This is a genomic window from Arthrobacter sp. B055-34, from assembly GCF_059090425.1.
The window spans coordinates 114059-134216 of record NZ_JBNHFQ010000009.1 but is presented as its reverse complement, the minus strand read 5'-3'; the positions used below and the strand labels follow the sequence as shown (position 1 = coordinate 134216).

Here is a 20158-nt window from a genome sequence, read left to right as displayed (position 1 = left end):
TTCCCTAGGATGGAAACATGCACCCCACCACGCCCAGCAGCGACGAACTCAAGGACATCCTGAGCGGCATTTTCGACGCCCAGATCCCCAACCACGGCGACTACAATCTGGTTTTCGGCAGCGCAGGGGCGGACCGGACGGCACAATTGCCGACGGGTTCGAGGAAGGGCCGGTATTACGTCATCGGTTATCGCTGGCGTCCGCAGGAGCTGATCATCGCTCCATTCAACGGGCCCACGCTCACGGCAGGAAGCACCCCCGTGGCGATCAACATGACCAACCTCTCCCACGCCGTCCGGCTGGCGCAGGGTGACTACGAAGTCGGCACGAGCACGGGAAAAACCTTCCGGTTCACCGTCCAAGGCCGTGGCCTGCTGCCGATTCCGGGGCACGTTATCGAGCAGGAAGAGGACGAAGCGGATTTCCGCAGCTTCATGGCGGGCCTGCTCGAAGTCGCCTGAGTAATCGAGGTCGCCGACATATTTAGGCGAAGGGCCCGGGCTGAACCAGGTTTTCCGGCAACTCCCCCTCGGTCAGCCGCTGCAGCTGGCCCTGCAGCAGCTTGACGATCCGGGGCCAGAACGCCGTGGTGTTGCCGCCCACATGCGGGGCGATGATGATGTTTTCGGACTGCCAGAGCGGGTGGTCGCGCGGGATCGGTTCCGGGTCGAAAACATCGACGGCGGCTTTGAGCCTGCCGCTGAGAACCTCCGCGGTCAGTGCCTCCGAATCGACCACCGCTCCCCGCGCAACGTTGACCAGCAGGGCGCCGTCGGGCATGGCGGCGAGGACGTCGGCGTCGATCAGCTGATGGGTGGAATCATTGAGCGGGGTGATGACGATCATCACGTCGCACTTTGCGGCCAAGGCGGTGAGTTCGTCCACGCCGTGCACCCGGCCCTCGCCATCGACCCGGGCGGTGTTTCCCACGCGCGTGAGTTCAACCTCGAAAGGCTGCAACCGCCTGGCAATTTCCCTGCCGATACCGCCGACCCCGACCAGCAGGACCCGGCTGTCGGCCAGGGATTGGCGCCGTACCGAGTTCCACACTGCCTTGGACTGGTCCCGGACCATCTGGTCCACGCCGCGCAGCGACGCCAGCGTCAGCCCTACCGCCAGTTCCGCCGTGGCGGCCGCGTGGACACCGGCCGCACTTACCACGGCGACATCCGGTCCCACCAGTTCCGGCAGGCCGTCATAACCCGTTGACTGGGTGTGGACCAGCTTCAGCCGAGGCAGGTCCTTCAACGCATCCCAATCGGTGCCTGCGGCATACGGCAGGATCACGGCTTCGATGTCGGCGGCTGCAATCCCCTGCGGCGGCCCCTGCAGGTCCCACACTCCGGCCTGCAGTCCGGAAGGCAGTGGCCCCACCGCCTCCAAGAGGGATGCATCCGGAAAGGTAACGGTGTTGATCAAAGTCTGCTGAGCCATGTTCGGAACTTTAGCCCGGCTGCGGTGGCCGGCCCAAAGCAGCCGGCCCGCCGGCCCGGCACCTGGCTATGGACATGCTCTGGGGCGGGAACTAACGTACGCATCAGACGATCCACGCCGCCAACCGAAGAAGGTCCCGTCATGGAATGGTTCATTTGGGTACTGATTGTCGTCATCGTCGCTGCGCTGTTGTGGTGGCTTTTCACCCGGGGCTCCTCCGCGGGACAGGTACCGGCATCGAGCGGCCCGCTGGGCCACGCACCAACCAACATGGCGCATGGGCCCTCCGATGCGGCCGCACAGGCTCCTACTGTCGGCAGGATGGGTGTGACGGATGACGACCCGAAGCCGCGGCAAGGCAATGTAGCGCATCGCTCCGAACCGGCGGCAGGCGGCGTCGCGGCCGGCGCTGCCACAGGCGGACTCATTGCCGGACATACCAATCAGACAGGCTCGAACGACAAGGGCCCGGAACCCATCGACGGCTGGACCGAGAGCGCCGCGGAAACAGCACACTCCGAACCCGCCGTCGAGGACGAATACATTGAAGACTCCGACGCCCCGCCGCCTACGCACGGCAAACATGCCGCACCGGTGGAGCCGGATGCGCCCGCCGGCTCCCTCACCGGAGCCATCGGAGACCAGGCAAAGGATCAGGCTCCATCGCAGGCAAGCCCGGGCGCTCCGGAGACCGGGGCCGAGCGGAAGCCGCAGGAACGCGGCAGCACCGCGGACAGCCAGGACCCGCTTTACGATGAAACGCAGTGGCCCGCGCACGATGGCGAAACCGTCATCGAGCCGCGGGTGGACAAAGTTCAGGACAACGACGGCGGCCGCGGCACGAATGCCACCTAAGCCGCTGCCTCCTGCTGGCACCTCCGACCGCGGCGACCGGCGCCGCAGGCGCATTCTTCGGCGCAACCAGCTCCCAGCCACCGCTGCGGTCTTGGCGCTGGGCCTGGCGGCTTGCACCGGTCCATCCGAAAGCCCCGTCCCGGACACCGGCAGCACCTCGGCATCAGGGGGCCAGGTCACGACGGCTGCCACGGACTTGGAGACGCCTTGGTCCATCGCCGTCCTTCCGAATGGGAGTGCACTCATCTCAGAGAACGACACCGGGCTGATCAAACACGTCAGGGACGGACGCACCGTGGCTTCGGTGCCAATTGACTCCCCGCTTGAAACATCGGGAGAGGGCGGCCTGATGGGTCTGGCCATAGGCCCGGACTTCACCGAAAACCAGCGCCTCTTTGTCTATCTGACGTCGCCTCAGGACAACCGGGTCATCAGCTACAGCTGGGACAACGGCGCGCTGTCGGACGTACAGGAAGTTGTCACCGGGATCCCCAAATCGCGGATCCACAACGGCGGCCGGCTGGAGTTCGGCCCGGACGGCCACCTCTACGTGTCCACGGGTGACGCGAGCAATTCCGAAACGGCCCAGAACCTGGATTCCCTGGGCGGCAAGATTCTCCGGGTCACTACGGATGGGGAGCCTGCGCCGGGCAATCCCTTCCCGGACAGTCCCGTGTACAGCTATGGGCACAGAAACGTGCAGGGAATGGACTGGGATTCGCAGGGCCGGATGTGGGCAACCGAATTCGGCCCCACCGAAGACGACGAACTCAACCTCATCGAGCCGGGGCAAAACTACGGCTGGCCCACCGTCACCGGCGCCCCCGGCGACGAAAGGTTTGTGGACGCCGCCGTTGTTTGGCCTTCGACGGCGGAGGCCTCCCCCAGCGGCATGGCGATTGTGGATGATGTGGCCTGGATAGCGGCGCTGCGGGGCGAGCGCCTGTGGCGCGTGGGACTGACGGAGGAAGGCGCAGGTGAACCTACGGCGCTCTTGACGGACAAGTACGGCAGGCTCCGCGACGTGACGCTGTCACCGGAAGGAGACCTGTGGGTACTGACGAATGGAGGCAATCCGGACCGCATGCTGACCGTTTCTGTGAAGTAGCCAACAATCGCCCGCTGGATTTCGCATTCCCCAAAAAGTCCTGCTAGAGTTACATGTCGTTGCGAGGGAGAAAACGGAAACGAAAAAGTCCGAAACTCTTCCAAACACACTGCACCTCTAGCTCAACTGGCAGAGCAATTGACTCTTAATCAATGGGTTCCGGGTTCGAGTCCCGGGGGGTGCACACATAAACCCCGCCTGACCAGGCAAATGCTGGTCAGGCGGGGTTTTCTCTTTGCTCAAGAGCGGCACAAGTGCTACGTACGGGACACTTGTTTCCGGGCTGGGGCTGGGATCCCGCCCAGCAACCAGCCATCCATTGGAAATAACATTCACCATTGGACGGTGAAAGGCTAGCGGGCAGCTTCCATAACCGAGTCCGGGGCTTCCTCAAGTAGATCCACCGGCCCGGCACCATCAAGGTTAGCCCGCGAGAGTGTTCAGCCATAGGGTGAAGCTGGCGTCGCTGCGACCTGCTTTGCGAGCCGCGCTTATCAGATCCTTCATATCAGGGCGGACCGTCCTGTTGACCGGATCACATTGGGAGCCGGGGAAGCGCAGTCCCTCCGGACGCGAGACCGCTATCAGTCTTCCTGCCATCCTCTGGTAGTAGGCGAAGCTGCGGTTCGGTGTTGAGCAGCCTACAGCGGTCGATACTTCAGTGCTGGAGAGCAGACCGAATTCGGCCTCAATTGCACGCCAGACATTCTCAGTGGCTTGAATGCTTTGGACGACCTCGGGCGAAACAGAGGTCTCGATCGCGGCGGCTCCCAAGACTTTGAGGTTCTTTTGCATGTTGACCGCGTCCCTCAATGGCCCTAACCCGATGAGGCTGGAACCGGCTGTCGGACTTGGTTTCACTTCCAACTTCGCGATGCGCGCATGATTCAACTCCCGGCGGGCGGATTCGCCCGTCGATGCAAAGCCTCTTGCGACGCATATTGCCACCCCTATCGGTCATACTCTCTGGACAGCCAGCGCCGGCATTCTTTCAGGTGGTAGCCGATCAACCTGTAGGCGCACACCGTTCATCGACTAGTTTGACGATGCTCGTTATGAGCGAGGTTCGGCGCCACGTGAGGACTCCGCCACGCACGATTACATAGAATCCCGCGCACCCCCCACCCTCAAAGTATCGAGAAACACAAGCGGCAAAGGCTCTCCGTCTAGACGCAGGACCTTTGCCGCATCCAGACTAAATCCAGGAGCTTGGTCATGCTCGAATGGAAGCGTCGTCAAAGTGCGTCCTGGCCGGTTGAGATCAACGAGCAGGGCTTTCTGCATGCCGGCGACCAGATTTCTCAGGTCAGGTCCGACCTGCCGGCCCAGCCGACTTTACCGCCGAGGGCAGTGATGTTGCCGGGAGCCTTTGCAGCGTCCTCCTTCACCTCATCCCAGCGTCAGTGCTTGGTTCGGTTTCCGGGACTACCGGTGTATGCGCTCTCGCCAGTCTGTCGGTACCTTTTCTGCCGGTGCTGGTACCGGCTGTTCCAGTGGTCGGGACTGAGGATCCGGAAGCCGGGGGCCGCGGAAGAACTTCTTCGTGTTCGTCTCGTAGAACCAGTCCTCCTCCGGTTCATAGGACGTGATGACAGGGTGGCCGAGGGTGCGGGCGTGGGCACTGGCGTGCTGTGAGGGTGATGAATCGCAGCATCCAATATGGCCGCATTGCGCGCAGCGGCGAAGATGTACCCACCATCCTGGCTCGGCACCGCTGAGGCACTCTAGACAACCGGTTCCACTCGGTACGGCGGATAGGCTGATTCCCGGAATGGGGCGGTCATCCGAGCGGTTCTCCATTTCCATCCCTCCGTTTGCTGTTTGCTGTTTGCTGCGCAGACCATCCCGTGTGTCCTGCTGACGGGGACCATTCTGGCAGAATCCCTGCCCTCTGGGAATGAGAGAAACGGAGGCAAAACCCGGAGCACCGCTACAGTTCCGACGCCGCGCTGAAGGCCTTCCCGGAGACGACGAGCGCCCCTTGTCTCCCATGTCGCTACGCGAGTATCGTGAGCGCCACCAAACCTTAACCAGAAAGACTGCGGCCATGGATCAATCGGTTCCGGTCATGCTGCTGGCTACCACAGACCCGACCTCTCGGCGCATTCTGGGAGATGAACTGCGGCGACGCTACGGCGCCGATTATGAGGTAGTGGACTGCGTCGACCTCGCCCACGGGCGAGCGGTGCTCGAGGGGCTCCGGCGCTGGGGTCGCCCGGTCGCACTTATCCTCGGGTGCTACGGGCCTGATGATCGCGGTGGACTCGATTTTCTGCGGCGCGCCTACGGCTATCACCCGGCCGCCAAGCGTGGCGTTGTGGTGACATGGGGTGACTTCTCCAGCGCCCCCACCGTTTTCCGGGCGGTCGCCCAGGGGCATGCCGACTTGGTGATCATACGTCCCGAGCGGTTGCGTGATGAAGAGTTCCATGGAGCGATTACCGATGCCCTCGATGACTGGCATCTGGCCCAGGGAGGCGGCTTCGAGGCGGTCCGGCTGATCGGCAAGACGGGCGACTCAAGGACTCACGCATTGCGCGACTCCTTGAGTCGAAACCATATCCCCGTGGGCTTTTACCCGGTCGGGTCAGAGGCCGCAGAGCGGACGCTGGCAAGTCTAAACTTGCGCGACCCCGCGCTGCCGGTCCTGGTGCTGGAATTTACGGCTTCCCCAACTGTCCTCGAGAACCCCAGTGACCTGGAGATCGCCGAAGCCCTCGGGGTGACACGCCCTCCCCCTGCGGACAAGATCTTCGATGTGGTGGTCGTGGGGGCCGGCCCCTCCGGCCTCGCCACAGCGGTTTACGCAGCCTCCGAAGGCCTCTCCACCATGGTGGTGGAGAGGGAAGCCGTGGGAGGCCAGGCCGGCACCAGTTCCCTGATCCGCAATTACCCGGGCTTTTCCCGCGGTGTCAGCGGTGCCCATCTGGCCTACCGCTCGTTCCACCAGGCCTGGATTTTCGGCACCGATTTCCTCTTCATGCGGAAGGTGGAGACGCTCAGCATCGATGGGGCCCTTCGTACTGTGTCAATTTCCGACGGCACCACCGTGCGGGGCCGCACGGTGGTGGTGGCCACCGGCGTGGACTACCGCCGCCTCGGCATACCGCAGCTTGAGGATTTGGTCGGCAGAGGCGTCTTCTACGGGGCCACGGTTTCCGAAGCGCCGTCAATGGCCGGGAAACACGTATGTGTCGTAGGTGGCGGCAACTCGGCCGGGCAGGCGGCCCTGCACCTCGCGAAGTACGCGAAGAGGGTGTCACTGCTGGTGCGTGGACCAACGCTGGCGGTCAGTATGTCTGACTACCTCATCGCCCAGCTTGAGGCCACCCGGAATGTAGCCATCCGCTATGGCACCGAGGTCGTGGGAGTCCGCGATCTGGACGGATTCCTTGCGGCGGTCGACGTCGCCGGGCGCGGGGCTGCAGATGCAGCACCGACCGAGGAGATCGAGGCGGGCGGCTTGTTCGTGCTGATCGGTTCGGTGCCGCGGACCTCCTGGCTGCCCGACACAGTCCAGCGGGACCCCTCCGGTTTCCTCCGCACGGGCGTCATCCGGGAAGTCAGTGATGCCGAATCCAACGGAACGGGAAGGTCGCCCCTGGCGCTGGAAACCAGCATGCCGGGCGTTTTTGCGATCGGCGACGTGCGTGCCGGTTCCATCAAAAGAGTGGCGACCGCCGTCGGTGACGGCGCCACCGTAGTCTCGATGCTCCACGCCTACCTGGCCGAGCATCCCCTGCCTGCGTCGATGGCGTCGACTGGTGGAGTGGCCGCCCCCGAGGAGTCGCCCGGTGATGTCCGTTTCAGCTGAGGTCACATCCCTGATCCCACCGATGAGGTGGCTGCTCTACGTCGCGGCATTCCTGGTGTTTCTTGCCGGCCTGGTGCTGTTCGTCTTTCCGCTCCGTACCGACGAGTGGTTCGCCTGGACGGTCAACCCGCCCATGACCGCCGTCTTCCTCGGGGCTGCATACTGGTCGAGCGCCGGACTGGAGGTCGCCGGAGCCCGCGCAGCGAACTGGGGTCTGGCGAAGCTGGCAGTCTGGCCTGTGTTCGTCTTCACCTCTTTAACCCTCGTGGTCACCCTGATCCACATCGACCGCTTCCACCTGTCAGCAGATGCTCCGCCGCTAGCCCGGGTAGCCACCTGGATGTGGCTGGCCATCTATGCCATGGTGCCCGTGGCCATGCTCATCATCAGCTGGTTGCAGATCCGGTCCCGGCGTCCAGGCCCAAAAACCGTATCGGCGGAACGCCCGGCGCTACCGCTTTCGCTCAGGCTACTTCTGGTGGGAATCGCCGGAGTGCTGCTGATATTTGGCACAGCGCTGCTGGTGCTGCCCCTACCTACCGCGATGCTCTGGCCATGGCCACTGACCGAGCTCACAGCGAGGGCGATCGGTGCGTGGCTGGTCGGTCTCGGGTGGGCGGCGATGCAAGGCCAGCTGAGTGGGGATGCCCGGGCCGTCCGCTCCGTCGCGCTAACCTCCGTCATCTTCGTACTCCTGCAGTCAGTTGCCCTGCTGCGGTATGGCGACGGTTTGACATGGCCGAGCGCGCCGGCGATCGGCTTCGTAACCGTCCTGCTTGCCATCGGAGTGGCCGGAGGATGGGCACTCGCATTGTCCCGTTCGCCGGTCGCCCGGACAGCCCGACCGGGTCGTTGTCCGCCTCCATTTTAGGTCGAAGCATTGACCGACAACCCACCAGGCGACGTGTTTTCCCGCAGATTACCCTCCGGAAATGTGTAGGCAATATGCACTCGCGAGAGTTAAGGCACGGTCAAAGACGACTCCAGCAGCTATCAACCTGGAGGTGATCGTGCAGCACTCAAGAAATCTCACACCTGTCACTCATCCGCCGCGGAGACTGGATCGAGGCCTGCCGCGGCGGTCAGACTTGCTATCGGGGAGACGTGACAGAGACAGCACCGGGGCTGGGCATCATATGGATTCGCGAAGACGGCAGGCACGGCCGCCGGGCGGTCTCCCTGGACGACTTCACTGTCCTGAGGTCTCCGCGGCAATCAGCTGGCTTCCAAGGGCAGGACCATCTTTAGAAACTCCGGTGCGCCGACGGTCGGGGGGGTGCAACCGGCGCACCGGTTCAACTCGCTTTGGGCTAGGAAGTCAACGTGCACCAATACCGAGTACGGCAAGTCCATGCGACCCAAGGACACCTTGAAGACCGACTACCCGGGGACCGTCGCGTCCGGGCACTCCGGCGAGTGCAAGACCTGCGTGAAGCCCGTCGTGGACAAGCCCAAGGAGCGCAAGCCCCGCAAAGTCCGTACCGACGAACAGAAGGACGTCCGGTTCGAGAACACCGTCGCCGGCCTGGATCGTTTCCTGTCCCGCCGGTTCGCCCGCGGCGTCAAGTCCGAAGACATCCGCTACTTCGACAGCCGCCCGCACGGTCGCAAGGCCGCCTGATGACTGAAATTACAGGCCCAGGGAAAGGCGCACCTGCGTACAAACTGTCGATGCAACAATCCTTTCCATCTGGGACTCGCTGGGCACCCTCTACGCCGACAACCCGGAAGACCCGCTTCGACCGCTCAACGTCGGCTACGAAGTCCTCCGCCGCCGGTTCTCCGACGCCGAGTTAGCCGCCCAGTACTGGATGGCCAACGGCTCCTCCAGCATCCGCGCATACAAGCGCGACGAAAAAGGGAACATCATCGACATCCCCGGCGAGGGGTGGGAGTACGAACGCGAAGTGATGCTCCGCTTCGCGATAACACCGGATGCCTTCGATCCCCTGGAACCCCGATAATCAGATCCAGATCGGGACGGACTCGAACTCTGGGTGCTTACCGGCGCCCAAAGCTCGAATGAGTTAGCGGTTTATCCTTGCAGCGAGGCCCCGTTTCCGCTTAGCGTTTCACCTAGGCAGCGGGAACGGTGTTTGCATATGGAACACGCGAAGCATGCCTAGAAGGAAGCAACATGGCAACTGGCACTGTGAAATGGTTCAACTCGGAAAAGGGCTTCGGCTTCATCGCCCCGGATAACGGAGGCGAGGACGTCTTCGCGCACTTCTCCGGTATCAGCGGAGGCGGCTACAAATCTCTCGATGAAGGCCAGAAGGTCGAATTCGAAGTCACCCAGGGTCAGAAGGGCCTGCAGGCGGTCGACATCCGTCCGCTCTAGGACAAAGCACTGAGAGGTGCCCGGGCGCAGCTGGCGGCAGTCGGCGGACGCCCGGGTATTCTCTTTGTCTCGCGACTGCTATCCGGCCGTTACAGACCGAGGTGTTCGCCGACCTGCATCATGGTTCGGGGCGCCTTGGTTCTCCAGCGGGCAGACACGGCCTTGATTCCCGGCCCGTACGGCCGCACTGTTGTTTTCATGGCACGGAACAATGAACGGGACCTTGACCAGAAGTCGGCCGAAGCGCTGCGGGATACCCTGAGTGCCTACCGGATCATTGACCTCAGCCGAGAGCTGACTCAGGGCATCCCGACCATCCCCGCCCATCCGAAGTTTTTCCTGCTGCCGTTCCCCTCGATGACGGACCCGGCGGAATTCAACCAGCTCGTCATGGGAGACCATTCCGGCACCCACATGGATGCGCCGGCGCATTTCGTGCCCGATCCCAACGACGAGCGGCGCGTCTACACCCACGAGATCCCGTTGACCGGATTGATGGGCCGCGCGGTCAAACTCACCTTCGGCCCTTACGATCCCGTCAACTACAACATCGGCCGCGACGAGATCATCGAGTGGGAAACCCAAAACGCTGCCATCGAACGTGATGACATCGTCTTGTTGCACACGCAATGGGAACACCGCTGGTCGCTCGTTCCCGAAGGGTTCGACTACCTGCGCGGCTGGCCCGGACTCACCGGTGAAGCAGCGAAGTACCTTCGTGACAAGGATGTAAAGGCCGTCGGCATTGACTGCATCAGCATCGACCCGGGGGACAAATCCGGATCCGACCTCCGCGCACATTACGAGCTGCTCGCCGCAGGGGTGATCGTCGTGGAGAATCTGTGCAATCTCGCCGAGGTCCCCTGGATCAGTTATTTCATGGCACTCCCGCTCCGACTCACGGGAGCCACCGGATCTCCCATTCGCGCGATCAGCCTGGTCCCAAACACGAGCGGCAGCCGGTGACATGGGACGCTTTGTCCCGCCAGGTCCTACTACCGGCTTTGGCGCGTGCCGCGGCTGCTTACTTGCGCGGCGCAGGGGTCCGGCGGCGGGCCGCATACTTGGAGCCGTCCTTACCTGCCCGAACCGGCCCCTCTGGTTCCGGCGCACCCTCGCCGTACTTGTTCAGATAACGGTACAAAGTCGCCTTCGACCAGCCCAGGGTTTTGGCGGTCAGGGCCGCGGATTTGCCTTCGGCCATCATCCGGCGCGCATTGGCCACCCGCTCCGGGGCAATCGCCTCGTCCAGTGGGGCGGGACCGAACCGCACCCCGCGCTTCTGCGCCGAAATCACCCGGCCCGGACGCGTTCAATGATGAGCTCCCGCTCGTACTCGGCCAGCGCCGCCATCACCGTTAATTGCAGTTTTCCCTGGGTCGTTTCAGGATCCAGTTGATCCATGATCGAGTGCAGGCGGATGCCCTTCGCAGTCAGCTCGTTGACCGTGTTCAGCACGTCGATGACGGATCTGACGATCCGGTCCAGCCGCCAGAAATAGACATCGTCATCTTCGCGCGCGCAGTCCATCAGCGCCTGCATACCGGGACGCTCCTTGGCTTCTTTCGCTCCGGAGAGTTCGTCGACGAAGATCTTGTCAGCGGCAACCCCGGCGTTGATGAGCGCCTCGACCTGCATGCTGGCGTCCTGGTCGGTGGTTGAAATGCGGGCGTATCCGAGCTTCACAGTGCCTCCCCTAAAACGGCGTCTCCGGTAGCTTTGAGGACAAGCGAGACAACATTAGTGAACCGCCTTCCTGAGACAGTTTTCGGCTCAAAACAGCGGTTTTACGGGGTTCGGCGCAGTTGGTTCAAGATGTAGAGTTCGTGAGACCGGCAGCCGCCGAGGCCGGAATTCCAGGGCACAGGAAAGCCGTCCGCCTCAGAGCGGTGGTCACGTAACTGCCGCTACGACGTCCCCCTGGCCACTGTTTCGGGGAGGTTCTGGCTAGCGGTTCTCTAGGGCTACGGCGATGCGCTTCAGATACCCGACCATGACGAGCAGCAGGCCTGCGATCGCCAGGGTCAGGCCGATGACGATATTCCCGCCTGAGCCGCTGGTGCTTCCGAGGTTGATGAGGATGAGCAGGATCCCGATGATGGAGGCGACGCCGCCGATTCCTACGAGGAGGCTGCCCTGTGATCCCTTGGCTGTTTTCTTGAACGCGCGTGACATGTCCCAATTCAAGGCCATGACGAGCATTTGTCTATGTGACGCAGGCCAGTCACCGGGACCGGGAGAGATGTCGTGAGCGAAAGACCAAATCCCGAAGGTAGCGGCCCCTTGGCTCAGGAGCTCTTTCTCCAGGAAGTAATGCTCAAGCTTCCCAGACATCAGATACGTCATCAGCCTGACAGTTGGTTCCACTCACATGCTACGCCTCGACTTCGCCGCCAGGGTTCGCAAGCTCACGCTACGTCTTCGGCGTAGCATGTGAGCCGATTCCGGCCCTCCTCAGCCCTCTCAGCCCATGTCGGCAAAAATCCCTTCGCTTCGCCCGATAGGGTCGAATCACGGATTTTGCGGAGATGACGGCACTTCAGCAAGCGGAACGCGGACGCACTGGATGTGTTGCGGCGGGGACTTTTCGACGAATCAAACGTCCTGTCCCCGGCAAACCCCTACGAAAAGTTTCGGCCTTCCACGGCAGGCCCGCTGCGTTCCGTCGCCGACCGGCACACCTCCGTCACCTTCGGAGCGGATCTGGGCGAGCTTGCCTATGTTGAGGGCAAGCCGGAAATGGAGGGGCACCGGATCACCGTTTCCATGGCCGGCCACCATCGGCCATGGGCGGGCCGACAACCTTGTCAACGGCAGAAACCGACGCCTGGCTGTACGCGCTCCTCGGGGAAGATCCGGCTCGCTTCGCTTACCATGCCGGCGCCATGAGCGGCTCCGGCCCGACTCCCCGGCTGACGACCGTCTACTATTTCCTCTACCTTGACCCGGAGCGCAAGCCCATGCCGAGACCATCGGATGACGAGGGTGTCGTGTTGGCGCCTGTGGACCCGGCAGCCTTCTACTAGGGCCCGGCCAGCTGACCCGTCCGGGAGTCAGCCGAGCGGGTTGTAGATCTCAGTCACCGGGAACACCATCGCCAATGCTTCATGCTCCTCGGCGTCCCCGGTGCGCTGCAGCATCCCGTCCACGACCTCCCAGATGGGGCCCGCGTCGTCGCGGTAGACAACGGTTTCCGGCAGGTCGAACAACTCGTGCACGGACTCGATGGTTGTCGCAGTCTTGGCGGCCCCGGCAAGCTGTGCTTCTAGTTCGCGGATGCGGGCTCTCAGGGCTTCCGGACTGGCATCCTCGTCGCAGTCGGACAGGGGGCCAGCAATCTGGTCGGGGCCGCTGTGCTGGGTATCGGTTTCCATGGGGGCACATGTGTGCGGGACCGCCCCGAACCCTCCCCCGGGCAGGTTGGCGTTCAGCATGAGCCGACAAGGGGCTGCGGCTCAGTGCCGGTAGAGTCCAGGCAACTGCAATTGGCTTCGGCAGACAGTGGGGATGAAGCGCCCCTGGCCTAGGCTGGGCCTATGACCAGCACGGCTGCCGCCCCCGACGCCGCTCCGGCTGATCCCCGCCCGCTGCGTGTCCTGAAGAGGTCAGGAAAGATCCTCCTGGCTGTCAGCCTGCTGACTTATCCGGCCCTCATCCAGCTGGTCAATATTTTCGCTCCGCAGCGGATCAGCCCCGACAGCTGGATCATCCAGGACGACCCGGTATCCCCGGTAGGCTACGTAGTGCTCCTCATCGGACTGCCACTCTCCGCCGCCGTTCTGGGACTGCGCGCCGTCCTCTCCACGCACCGCTGGAACACCGGCTTCACGGCCCTTCAGCGGGGCATCACCGTCGTACTGAACCTGATGTTCACCGCGCTCTTGATTGTGCTGTGTTCTGGTTCGCGTTTGCCTACGGGCTGCTGGTCAACGCGTGGCTGCGGTAGCCTCGGTCAGCCAAAACTGCATCGGCGAATGCGATGCCGCCTTTAGCTGCGACGCACCTTCAAATGCGCTGGCGGATCAACAGCTAGAGGAACTTCTGCCTCGATCGTCACGACTCCCTCTTCGTTCAAGCCGTAGAGGTTGAAGTGAATAATTCCATCCTTGATGAAGACGGCGACAGGGTCCGCCACGCCCTCCGGTACTTTTATCCCGTTTTTCGATAGCCAGTCGATTAGGGCCTGCTGAGAGTTGTCTTCCATAAAAATCACCATAGAGGGACGGGGAACCCGGTTCCCCGTCCCCAAACCGATGAGGGTTCCTTCGATGTACCCGGTGCGGCCCGGAACCATCAGCTGACCTGCCGCTAAGGGCTAGGCTCAGCTTGCGGAGGAAGCTAGTCCGGGCTGCTGCGCGAGCTGTCCCAGGGCAAGCACCGCAGCAGACAGCGCGAGACCGGCGGCGCCCCACAGATTCGGGGCAACACCGATGAAGAACAGAACCATCACGATGAGGCTCAGGACGCCGTGTGTCATGAGCAGGGTCAGTCCCGGCTGCCATCCGGTGGCGGCGATTGCGATGACTCCGCTGGCGAGGGAAATCGTCCCGGCGGTGAGTAAGGCGTTGAGCAGCATGGCCAACGGGTCGCTTGGATGGGGCATGACCGCGTTGAGGCCGGCAAGCGAGGTCAGCAGGGACCAGACAGCCAGGACGAGAGCGGCGACGCCCGCGCCAATCCTGAAACCGGTACGCACGGTATGCGTCTCAGTGGTAGCCGTTCCGCCGTCGGTCATACTGCCCTCTCCTTCACCGGGTTCTCGTGCGGATGATGCTACCCGGCTGGAACGGTCAGCTATCGCAGCCGACCCCGTCGCCGTCGCGGTCGAACTTCTGATCCCAGCCAAGGTCGCCGACCTTGATCGGGGCGGCGCCGTTGGTCTTCATGTCGGTGCAGTTCTCGTACACCGCTTCACGCTGCTTGGCCGTGAGCTGTTGGGCGCCTTTCTGCCAGCCGTCGGAGAGGGCGACGACGTGGTCGATCTGGACGAGCGTGCTGGTCTTGTTGCCGCGGACGAAGTCGATGCTGGTGGCCGTGAAGGGGTCGGCCAGGGTGCCGGTCAGCACCACGCAGTTGCTGGTGCCGGGCTTGAATGTCTCGTTGGTCAGGTCGCGCTTGAGGATGTCGTTGCGCGCATCGCACCCGTTGCGGTCCGGGTCCAACCAGCCGTCGCCGAACTGATCGCGGTCGTAGCCGGTCTTCGGGGCGCGGCCCTTGATATCGATGGTGGCCAGCTGCTCCAGCCCGGTTCCGGCGGCAGCCGGCGCCACAACCTTGTCCTTCTCGGATTCCTTGGCCGGCTCCTTGGCCGGTGCCGGGGATTTCGTAGCCGGCGATGTAGTGGTCTCGGCGGGCTGGCCGGCGCGGGGAGCTCGGTCTCGGAAGGAGTGCATGCTGCCAGCTATATAGCTGCGAGCAGGGCGGCAGTCAGCGACAGGGTGCGGGTGCGGTTCTTCTGCATGGTCCTCATGTGTACGGGAGACCGGGCGGATCTCACCGATCAAGCCTAGTAGCGGGACGTCCGGCGGGAGTGAAGGCTCGCGGCGGCAGCATCGTGGTCGTACTCTGGCTGTACCGGTTGGAGGCAAGGAGGCAGCCGATGGAAGAGGAACGTCGCACCGTGATCCGGCCGGGCGCCACGCTGGCCGTCTATAGCTACGGCCCGGCTCCAGCCCCCGGAATACCAACCATCCTGTTCGTTCACGGTTACCCGGATGACCATACGCTCTTCGAATATGCCGTACCGGCTTTGAGCACTGACTGCCGTGTCATCACCTACGACACCCGCAATGCCGGTGCGTCCCGCACCACTAGTAAGAACCTCGACTACTACCGGCTGCCGGCCCTGGTCGATGACCTCTTCGCCGTGATCGACACAGCGGGGGCAGGACCGGTCCATCTGGTCGGCCACGACTGGGGATCCATCCAGGGCTGGGCGACGATCCAGGATCCCCGAGCCGAGGATCGGATCCTGAGCTTCACTAGCGTCTCCGGTCCGGACCTTGAACATCTTCGCCGCTGGTTCAGCCACCGGCTGCGCCGGCCAATGCTGTGGCCGCAGGCTCTGGGACAGCTGCTGCGCAGCTCCTATGTCGCCTTCTTCCAGGTGCCGGTGCTGCCCGAACTTCTCTGGAGGAAAATCCTCACACGCCGCTTCGAGAAGTTTGCCGGCCGGAGCATCGGCGACAACGGGGCCCGCGGCCTGGTTCTCTACCGGGCTAACTGGTTCCGCCGTCAGCAGCTGTCAGGCCGGTGCAGTATGCCTGTGCAGGTTGTCGTGCCGCGACACGACCCATTCCTGTCGCCGCGCCTGGTGGACGGGCTGGAGGAATGGGTCCCCCAGCTGGAAGTCGTGGAGGTGGACGCCGGGCACTGGTGGCCGCCCGAGCATGTGCGGTCCTTTGTCCAGCACCTGCGGAAGTGGATAGCAGCGCCGGGGAGCTCATTGGAGTGAGGTGCTTGCGCTCTGCGCCTTTAGTGTCACCCAGCCAGGTTCGGAAGCAGGTGTGAAGAGTGCAGACGCTCCTATGGCACCTCCTAATACGAAGTACCAGACACGGGGGAAATCACTCTTAGAGAACGTCTGCCTCGACATGATCGGAGCGTACATCCAGCCAGGCGAATTGCGCCGAAGCCGCGAGTTCTCTGGAACGATGTCAGGCGTCTGCCTTGGCGGCCACGGCTTTTGCCGCCCTGTCCGCCCGCTTTGCCCCGATGAAGATCCAGACGAACAGCCATGAGGCGCCGGCGAGTACCGAAGCCACGAAACCGACGTTGTTTCCTTGAAGCAGGACGGCCAGCACGCCTGACAGGCCCATGCCGACGGCGCCAATATCCGTGGGACGGCGGGCCGCCTGGTGCCCGGCAAGCCATGCCTTATCGCTGGCCAGCGTGGACCGAATCCTGATGCCCATCGTGTAGTTGCGGGCCAGCTTTCCCTCCGCGACCCGCTTTCCCAGCACAAGCAGAAGCAGTGCGGCAGCGACCAGGGTGACAGCGACGGCCAGAACCGCCGCCAGGGGTACCTGTTCTTCCAAGAATTTCTCCATCATCGATCGTTTGCTGCCGCAGCCAGTATCCCATTTGACCTAGCGCATCAGGCAGCCGAGGTGCGGCGAGACGTGGATTCGGTGATGGCTGCAGCAGTAGTTCACGTGGTCGCAGCCAGCGAAGTCGTAGTCGTCCTCAAGTCCGTCGGCAGGCGTATAGTCGCGCACCTCGCGCCCCGGACCGTCGGCGTCATGAACCAGGCAGACCCGACGCTTGGAGCGCAGGCCGGCCAGGATCCAGGTCTTGCCCGTGGACGCAAACCTCCCTCACCCATAATGACTGCATGACGAACGATGTCCTGGCCTTGGAGGAACAGCTTGTGCCGACAACAAGCTGGCAGCGCCGGTTCATCTTCTTCCGGCGGGAAATGAAACCCGTCGATGTCCATCTGGACTTCGTCATCAACGGCATGCCACTCCGCACCTGGATTCAGGAATGGGAGGGCGAGGACACGCCACCTGGGGAAGTCTCGCTGATGATGGCGGACCGGCCCGACCTGGCCGTTCAACAGATCGAGCAGCTACTGGGGCTCCGGCCCCACCAGTACTGGAACCGGGGCTGTCTCCTGTTCTGCAAAGCGTGCTGGGACGAAGGATGCGGCGGAGTAACCGCGGACATCCGGAGGGAGAACCGAAAGGTGTACTGGTCGCACGTCGGCTGGGATGTCTCGTATGAGGAAAGCACCGACCGGATCGAGAACGCAGTAGATTTCATTTTCGACGAGACTGAATACGAGCGGGTTCTGCTGGAGGCCGAGAACGGTTCACTGACAAATAACCGGGCATCCGCCTGCTCACAGATCGAGAACGACCGGGCCTGCCCTTCCCGGCCCGCCGCACCGTTCACTGCCACCGACCCGCAGGCAGGTTTGGATAGCAGGATCACGTGGTCTGTTGGCCGTTCAGGAATGCGACGAGATCGCGTGCCACCAACTCCGGACACTCCCAGTGGGGGGTGTGTCCGGTTTCCGGGTAGATCATTAGTCGGGCCCCCGGGATCCTTGCCAGCAGTGCCTCTTGCTCCGGCTGGGAGAAGAACTCGTCCCGCTCACCCCCAAGGAGGAGCGTGGGCACGGCGATGTCACCGAGCTCGGCCGCATCGTCCACCGCGAGAAGGCCATCCAGCGCGCTCTTCCAGACGTGGGCCGGCACCTTGAGACTCTCCGTGACGGCCCTCTCGAAGAACTCCTGCGGCAGAGGCACGTACGCGTTGGCTGACTGGAACTCGCGCACGAACTCGTCCGGCACCGGGTCCTCCAGGTCGTGCACCGCCTGCTGCAGTTCCCTGGTCCCGTCGTTGAGCGGGGTGATTGCCGAGCCGATAAGGGTCAGGCCTGTAACCCGCTCCGGGTAGGACAGCGCCACCCGCCGGGCCGTGTAGCTGCCGCCGGAATGCCCAACAACCGCGGCCCGTTCGATCCCGACGGCGTCCAGGAAAGCGACGACGTCGGCCGCGGTATCTGCCACCGTGTACCCGTGGCTGGGCCGTTCGGAGTCCCCATGGCCGCGCAGGTCGGGTGCGACAATGCGGTAGCGGGGCGGCAGCAGGGGCATGAGCCTGCTGAAAGAGAACCAGGAGTCGGTGTACCCGTGAAGGAGGAGAAGTGCCGCCTCGCCGTCCAGGGGTCCCTGCTCGGCGTAGTGCAGGCGCGGACCCGACTCGAGGAACGTCATCGAGTCGCGGGGCGCACTCGATGCCATCTCGCCCCGGTTCATGGCGACGTAGACGGCCGGGACCCCGCCGTTGAGGCGATCGGCACGATGTTGTGGTTGAGGCGGAACAGGTTCTGCGGGTCGAAGCGGTTCTTCAGGGCCACCAGCCGATCGTACGTTTTCGGCCCGTAGACCTGGCGTGCGGCTTCTGCGGTGTCGTAACCGAGTTCTGCACCGAGGAAGTTGACGTACTGGCCGTGCTCGGCAAGCGGCTGCATGTCGGCGTAGGCCTTCCGGGCGAACCCACTGAGCCGCTCGTCCTCCGCTGGGTCCTTCCAGAAGCCGTAGACGTTCAGCCAGTACTTCGCCGAGCGGTTGGGAAACGCGGTCGCGTCCTCGGGCACACGCCCGAAGGCCCCTTGCATGTGGTGGATGTCGATCCCCGTTCCGAACCACGTCACCTCGGAGGCGAATCCGACCAGGACGTCGACGGCCTCGTCATCCATCCGGGAAAATGACACGTTCTTCCAGTATCCGCGGGCGCCCTTGGGAAAGAGGCTGTCCATGGCGGTCTGCCACTCCAGCCAGGCCGTGGGTCCGACTTCCTCTTCGTCCGGGGGAGCCGCTTCCCGCAGCTGTTCGATCAGCTCGAGCCCTGGCTGGTGGTTCTCGGAGGCCCAGGCAAAGCCGATGATCATCCACGGCTCCTCCCCCATCTCGAAGTCGGGCGGCAGCACCAGGATGGAGATAATCGGATTCATCTCCACGGGCAGGTCCTGCGTCCAGCGGTCAAAGGCGCGAAGGGCGTCCTTCCATCGCTCCGGGCGGTAGAAGAAGTTTCCACCCAGTACGGCAGCCGGCAACGGACAGGCCCGGAAGGTGAAGGATGAGACCACTCCGAAGTTCCCGCCCCCGCCGCGCAGACCCCAGAACAGCTCGGGGTTTTGCTCCCCGCTGGCCTGCAAGTGCTCGCCTGTGGCGGTGACGACGTCGGCGGAGACGAGATTGTCCAGGCTCAGCCCGTTGGACCGGGTCAGCCAGCCCACACCGCCGCCAAGGGCCAGCCCCGCGACCCCCGTCGCGCTGATCACCCCGAGCGGTACGGCAAGTCCGTGCGGCACAGTGGCATGGTCGACGTCTGCCAAAGTCGCCCCGGGTCCGACGGTCACAAGACGGTGCTCCACGTCAACCTCCACACCGCGCAACTGCCCCAAATCCATCACCAGGCCGCCTTCGACCGTGCCGTGGCCGGCGATGTTATGCCCGCCCCCGCGCACAGCCAGCGGCAGGCCGGTGCTCCGTGCCGTATCCAGGACGTGGTCGATGTCCGCAACCGTGCCCGCCCGGATGACCGCCCTCGGGTGCACGTCGATCATGCCGTTCCACACTGACCGGGCTGCATCAAAGAGCGGATCCTGCGGTTCAATCACCGACCCCGCCAGATGGCTGCGCAGCTCCTGCAGTGCGCGGTCCGTTTCGCCGTCCTGGTCGCCATGATGCATTGTGTTCATCGGTCTGTCGCTTCCCTGACGCGGGGGTTGGATGTCCCCTAATCCAGCAGCGGATTTAATTTCGCCGGTGTCGGCAATGCCGGGCGGTGGTGCCCAGGACGCGCCCTGAGGCGTCCCGGCCCGGGAATACGGTCCAGCCGACAAAGCACTGGAACAGCTCGTGATTGCCCCAAGTATAGATTCGCCCGAGTCACCGAACAACGGACCCACCGGAGTGCCTACTTTCAAAAAGTGCGCTTCTCAGACAAGCTGAGGGTGGCCGGGGAAGCCGCCGTCTGCCGTCATCATGCAGGAACGACAGCCCCTAGGCATCCCGGACAGCGCGGAGTACCGTACCGAAATGGATTACCCGGGAGATGCCGGGCAAGGGCTGGCGCCGCCACTGCCAGTGGC

General features: G+C 63.5%; 25 protein-coding genes and 1 tRNA gene. 13 read left to right on the top strand and 13 right to left on the bottom strand.

Annotation, left to right across the window (positions count from 1 at the left end; translation table 11 throughout):
- The first annotated feature begins 17 nt into the window (after positions 1-17).
- Positions 18-461 carry a hypothetical protein gene (locus AC5RWO_RS17040; protein WP_498732715.1) on the top strand — a complete coding sequence of 148 codons (444 nt, stop codon included), beginning with the start codon at positions 18-20 and terminating at the stop codon, positions 459-461.
- Between the two features lie 22 nt (positions 462-483).
- On the opposite strand, the gene AC5RWO_RS17035 is transcribed toward AC5RWO_RS17040, so the two are convergent.
- A complete protein-coding gene (locus tag AC5RWO_RS17035; RefSeq protein ID WP_498732714.1) occupies positions 484-1434 on the bottom strand; it encodes a 2-hydroxyacid dehydrogenase in 951 nt (316 codons plus the stop codon).
- Between the two features lie 141 nt (positions 1435-1575).
- On the opposite strand from AC5RWO_RS17035, the gene AC5RWO_RS17030 reads away from it, so the two are divergent.
- From AC5RWO_RS17030 to AC5RWO_RS17020, 3 genes are all read left to right on the top strand, one after another.
- Positions 1576-2289: a hypothetical protein gene (locus AC5RWO_RS17030; protein WP_498732713.1), complete on the top strand. Its 714-nt coding sequence runs from the start codon at positions 1576-1578 to the stop codon at positions 2287-2289.
- Complete coding sequence (locus AC5RWO_RS17025) at positions 2189-3397, top strand: PQQ-dependent sugar dehydrogenase (protein WP_498732712.1); 1209 nt, start codon at positions 2189-2191, stop codon at positions 3395-3397. The genes AC5RWO_RS17030 and AC5RWO_RS17025 overlap by 101 nt, the downstream gene beginning before the upstream one ends.
- A 111-nt stretch (positions 3398-3508) precedes the next feature.
- Positions 3509-3581 (top strand) — tRNA-Lys (locus AC5RWO_RS17020).
- 239 nt (positions 3582-3820) lie between these two features.
- On the opposite strand, the gene AC5RWO_RS17015 is transcribed toward AC5RWO_RS17020, so the two are convergent.
- Together AC5RWO_RS17015 and AC5RWO_RS17010 are read right to left on the bottom strand one after the other, a co-directional pair.
- Positions 3821-4192 carry a hypothetical protein gene (locus AC5RWO_RS17015; protein WP_498732711.1) on the bottom strand — a complete coding sequence of 124 codons (372 nt, stop codon included), beginning with the start codon at positions 4190-4192 and terminating at the stop codon, positions 3821-3823.
- Between the two features lie 630 nt (positions 4193-4822).
- Positions 4823-5197: a UBP-type zinc finger domain-containing protein gene (locus AC5RWO_RS17010; protein WP_498732762.1), complete on the bottom strand. Its 375-nt coding sequence runs from the start codon at positions 5195-5197 to the stop codon at positions 4823-4825.
- A 247-nt stretch (positions 5198-5444) separates the two neighbouring features.
- On the opposite strand from AC5RWO_RS17010, the gene AC5RWO_RS17005 reads away from it, so the two are divergent.
- The 5 genes from AC5RWO_RS17005 (at position 5445) to AC5RWO_RS16985 (ending at position 10518) form a co-directional block, all read left to right on the top strand.
- Positions 5445-7211, top strand: coding sequence for an NAD(P)/FAD-dependent oxidoreductase (locus AC5RWO_RS17005; protein WP_498732710.1), 1767 nt, complete (start codon positions 5445-5447; stop codon positions 7209-7211).
- Positions 7195-8082 carry a hypothetical protein gene (locus tag AC5RWO_RS17000; RefSeq protein ID WP_498732709.1) on the top strand — a complete coding sequence of 296 codons (888 nt, stop codon included), beginning with the start codon at positions 7195-7197 and terminating at the stop codon, positions 8080-8082. The genes AC5RWO_RS17005 and AC5RWO_RS17000 overlap by 17 nt, the downstream gene beginning before the upstream one ends.
- A 480-nt stretch (positions 8083-8562) precedes the next feature.
- Entirely contained in the window at positions 8563-8832 is a 270-nt protein-coding gene (locus AC5RWO_RS16995) for a hypothetical protein (RefSeq protein WP_498732708.1), read from the top strand.
- Between the two features lie 516 nt (positions 8833-9348).
- Entirely contained in the window at positions 9349-9552 is a 204-nt protein-coding gene (locus AC5RWO_RS16990; RefSeq protein ID WP_498732707.1) for a cold-shock protein, read from the top strand.
- Between the two features lie 198 nt (positions 9553-9750).
- Complete coding sequence (locus AC5RWO_RS16985; protein ID WP_498732706.1) at positions 9751-10518, top strand: cyclase family protein; 768 nt, start codon at positions 9751-9753, stop codon at positions 10516-10518.
- 58 nt (positions 10519-10576) lie between these two features.
- Here the strand turns inward: AC5RWO_RS16985 and AC5RWO_RS16980 are convergent, their stop codons facing one another.
- From AC5RWO_RS16980 to AC5RWO_RS16970, 3 genes are all read right to left on the bottom strand, one after another.
- Positions 10577-10825, bottom strand: coding sequence for a helix-turn-helix domain-containing protein (locus tag AC5RWO_RS16980; RefSeq protein ID WP_498732705.1), 249 nt, complete (start codon positions 10823-10825; stop codon positions 10577-10579).
- A 20-nt stretch (positions 10826-10845) separates the two neighbouring features.
- Positions 10846-11238 (bottom strand): recombinase family protein, encoded by a 393-nt coding sequence (locus AC5RWO_RS16975; protein WP_498732704.1) that lies wholly within the window; start codon positions 11236-11238, stop codon positions 10846-10848.
- A gap of 261 nt (positions 11239-11499) precedes the next feature.
- Complete coding sequence (locus tag AC5RWO_RS16970) at positions 11500-11727, bottom strand: hypothetical protein (protein ID WP_498732703.1); 228 nt, start codon at positions 11725-11727, stop codon at positions 11500-11502.
- A 629-nt stretch (positions 11728-12356) separates the two neighbouring features.
- Here AC5RWO_RS16970 and AC5RWO_RS16965 point away from each other — a divergent pair.
- Positions 12357-12578, top strand: coding sequence for a hypothetical protein (locus tag AC5RWO_RS16965; RefSeq protein WP_498732702.1), 222 nt, complete (start codon positions 12357-12359; stop codon positions 12576-12578).
- A 27-nt stretch (positions 12579-12605) separates the two neighbouring features.
- On the opposite strand, the gene AC5RWO_RS16960 is transcribed toward AC5RWO_RS16965, so the two are convergent.
- Positions 12606-12926 carry a hypothetical protein gene (locus tag AC5RWO_RS16960; RefSeq protein ID WP_498732701.1) on the bottom strand — a complete coding sequence of 107 codons (321 nt, stop codon included), beginning with the start codon at positions 12924-12926 and terminating at the stop codon, positions 12606-12608.
- Positions 12927-13088: 162 nt separating this feature from the next.
- Between AC5RWO_RS16960 and AC5RWO_RS16955 the strand changes: the two genes are divergently transcribed.
- Complete coding sequence (locus AC5RWO_RS16955; RefSeq protein ID WP_498732700.1) at positions 13089-13544, top strand: hypothetical protein; 456 nt, start codon at positions 13089-13091, stop codon at positions 13542-13544.
- Here the strand turns inward: AC5RWO_RS16955 and AC5RWO_RS16950 are convergent.
- The 3 genes from AC5RWO_RS16950 to AC5RWO_RS16940 form a co-directional block, all read right to left on the bottom strand.
- Positions 13541-13756: a hypothetical protein gene (locus tag AC5RWO_RS16950; RefSeq protein ID WP_498732699.1), complete on the bottom strand. Its 216-nt coding sequence runs from the start codon at positions 13754-13756 to the stop codon at positions 13541-13543. The two genes, AC5RWO_RS16955 and AC5RWO_RS16950, sit on opposite strands and share 4 nt — an antisense overlap.
- A gap of 117 nt (positions 13757-13873) precedes the next feature.
- On the bottom strand, positions 13874-14287 hold the full coding sequence (locus AC5RWO_RS16945; RefSeq protein ID WP_498732698.1) for a hypothetical protein: 414 nt from the start codon (positions 14285-14287) through the stop codon (positions 13874-13876).
- A gap of 55 nt (positions 14288-14342) precedes the next feature.
- Complete coding sequence (locus tag AC5RWO_RS16940) at positions 14343-14945, bottom strand: excalibur calcium-binding domain-containing protein (protein WP_498732697.1); 603 nt, start codon at positions 14943-14945, stop codon at positions 14343-14345.
- Positions 14946-15151: 206 nt separating this feature from the next.
- Between AC5RWO_RS16940 and AC5RWO_RS16935 the strand changes: the two genes are divergently transcribed.
- A complete protein-coding gene (locus tag AC5RWO_RS16935; protein WP_498732696.1) occupies positions 15152-16006 on the top strand; it encodes an alpha/beta fold hydrolase in 855 nt (284 codons plus the stop codon).
- A gap of 202 nt (positions 16007-16208) precedes the next feature.
- Here the strand turns inward: AC5RWO_RS16935 and AC5RWO_RS16930 are convergent, their stop codons facing one another.
- Positions 16209-16589 carry an SdpI family protein gene (locus AC5RWO_RS16930; RefSeq protein WP_498732695.1) on the bottom strand — a complete coding sequence of 127 codons (381 nt, stop codon included), beginning with the start codon at positions 16587-16589 and terminating at the stop codon, positions 16209-16211.
- A 96-nt stretch (positions 16590-16685) separates the two neighbouring features.
- Here AC5RWO_RS16930 and AC5RWO_RS16925 point away from each other — a divergent pair, with 96 nt between their 5' ends.
- The gene (locus tag AC5RWO_RS16925) at positions 16686-16889 is read left to right on the top strand and encodes a hypothetical protein (protein ID WP_498732694.1); all 204 of its coding nucleotides are present in this window, start codon (positions 16686-16688) and stop codon (positions 16887-16889) included.
- 594 nt (positions 16890-17483) lie between these two features.
- Here AC5RWO_RS16925 and AC5RWO_RS16920 read toward each other — a convergent pair.
- Together AC5RWO_RS16920 and AC5RWO_RS16915 are read right to left on the bottom strand one after the other, a co-directional pair.
- Entirely contained in the window at positions 17484-18302 is an 819-nt protein-coding gene (locus AC5RWO_RS16920; protein ID WP_498732693.1) for an alpha/beta fold hydrolase, read from the bottom strand.
- Positions 18303-18313: 11 nt separating this feature from the next.
- Positions 18314-19765 (bottom strand): FAD-binding oxidoreductase, encoded by a 1452-nt coding sequence (locus AC5RWO_RS16915; protein ID WP_498732692.1) that lies wholly within the window; start codon positions 19763-19765, stop codon positions 18314-18316.
- Positions 19766-20158: the final 393 nt, after the last annotated feature.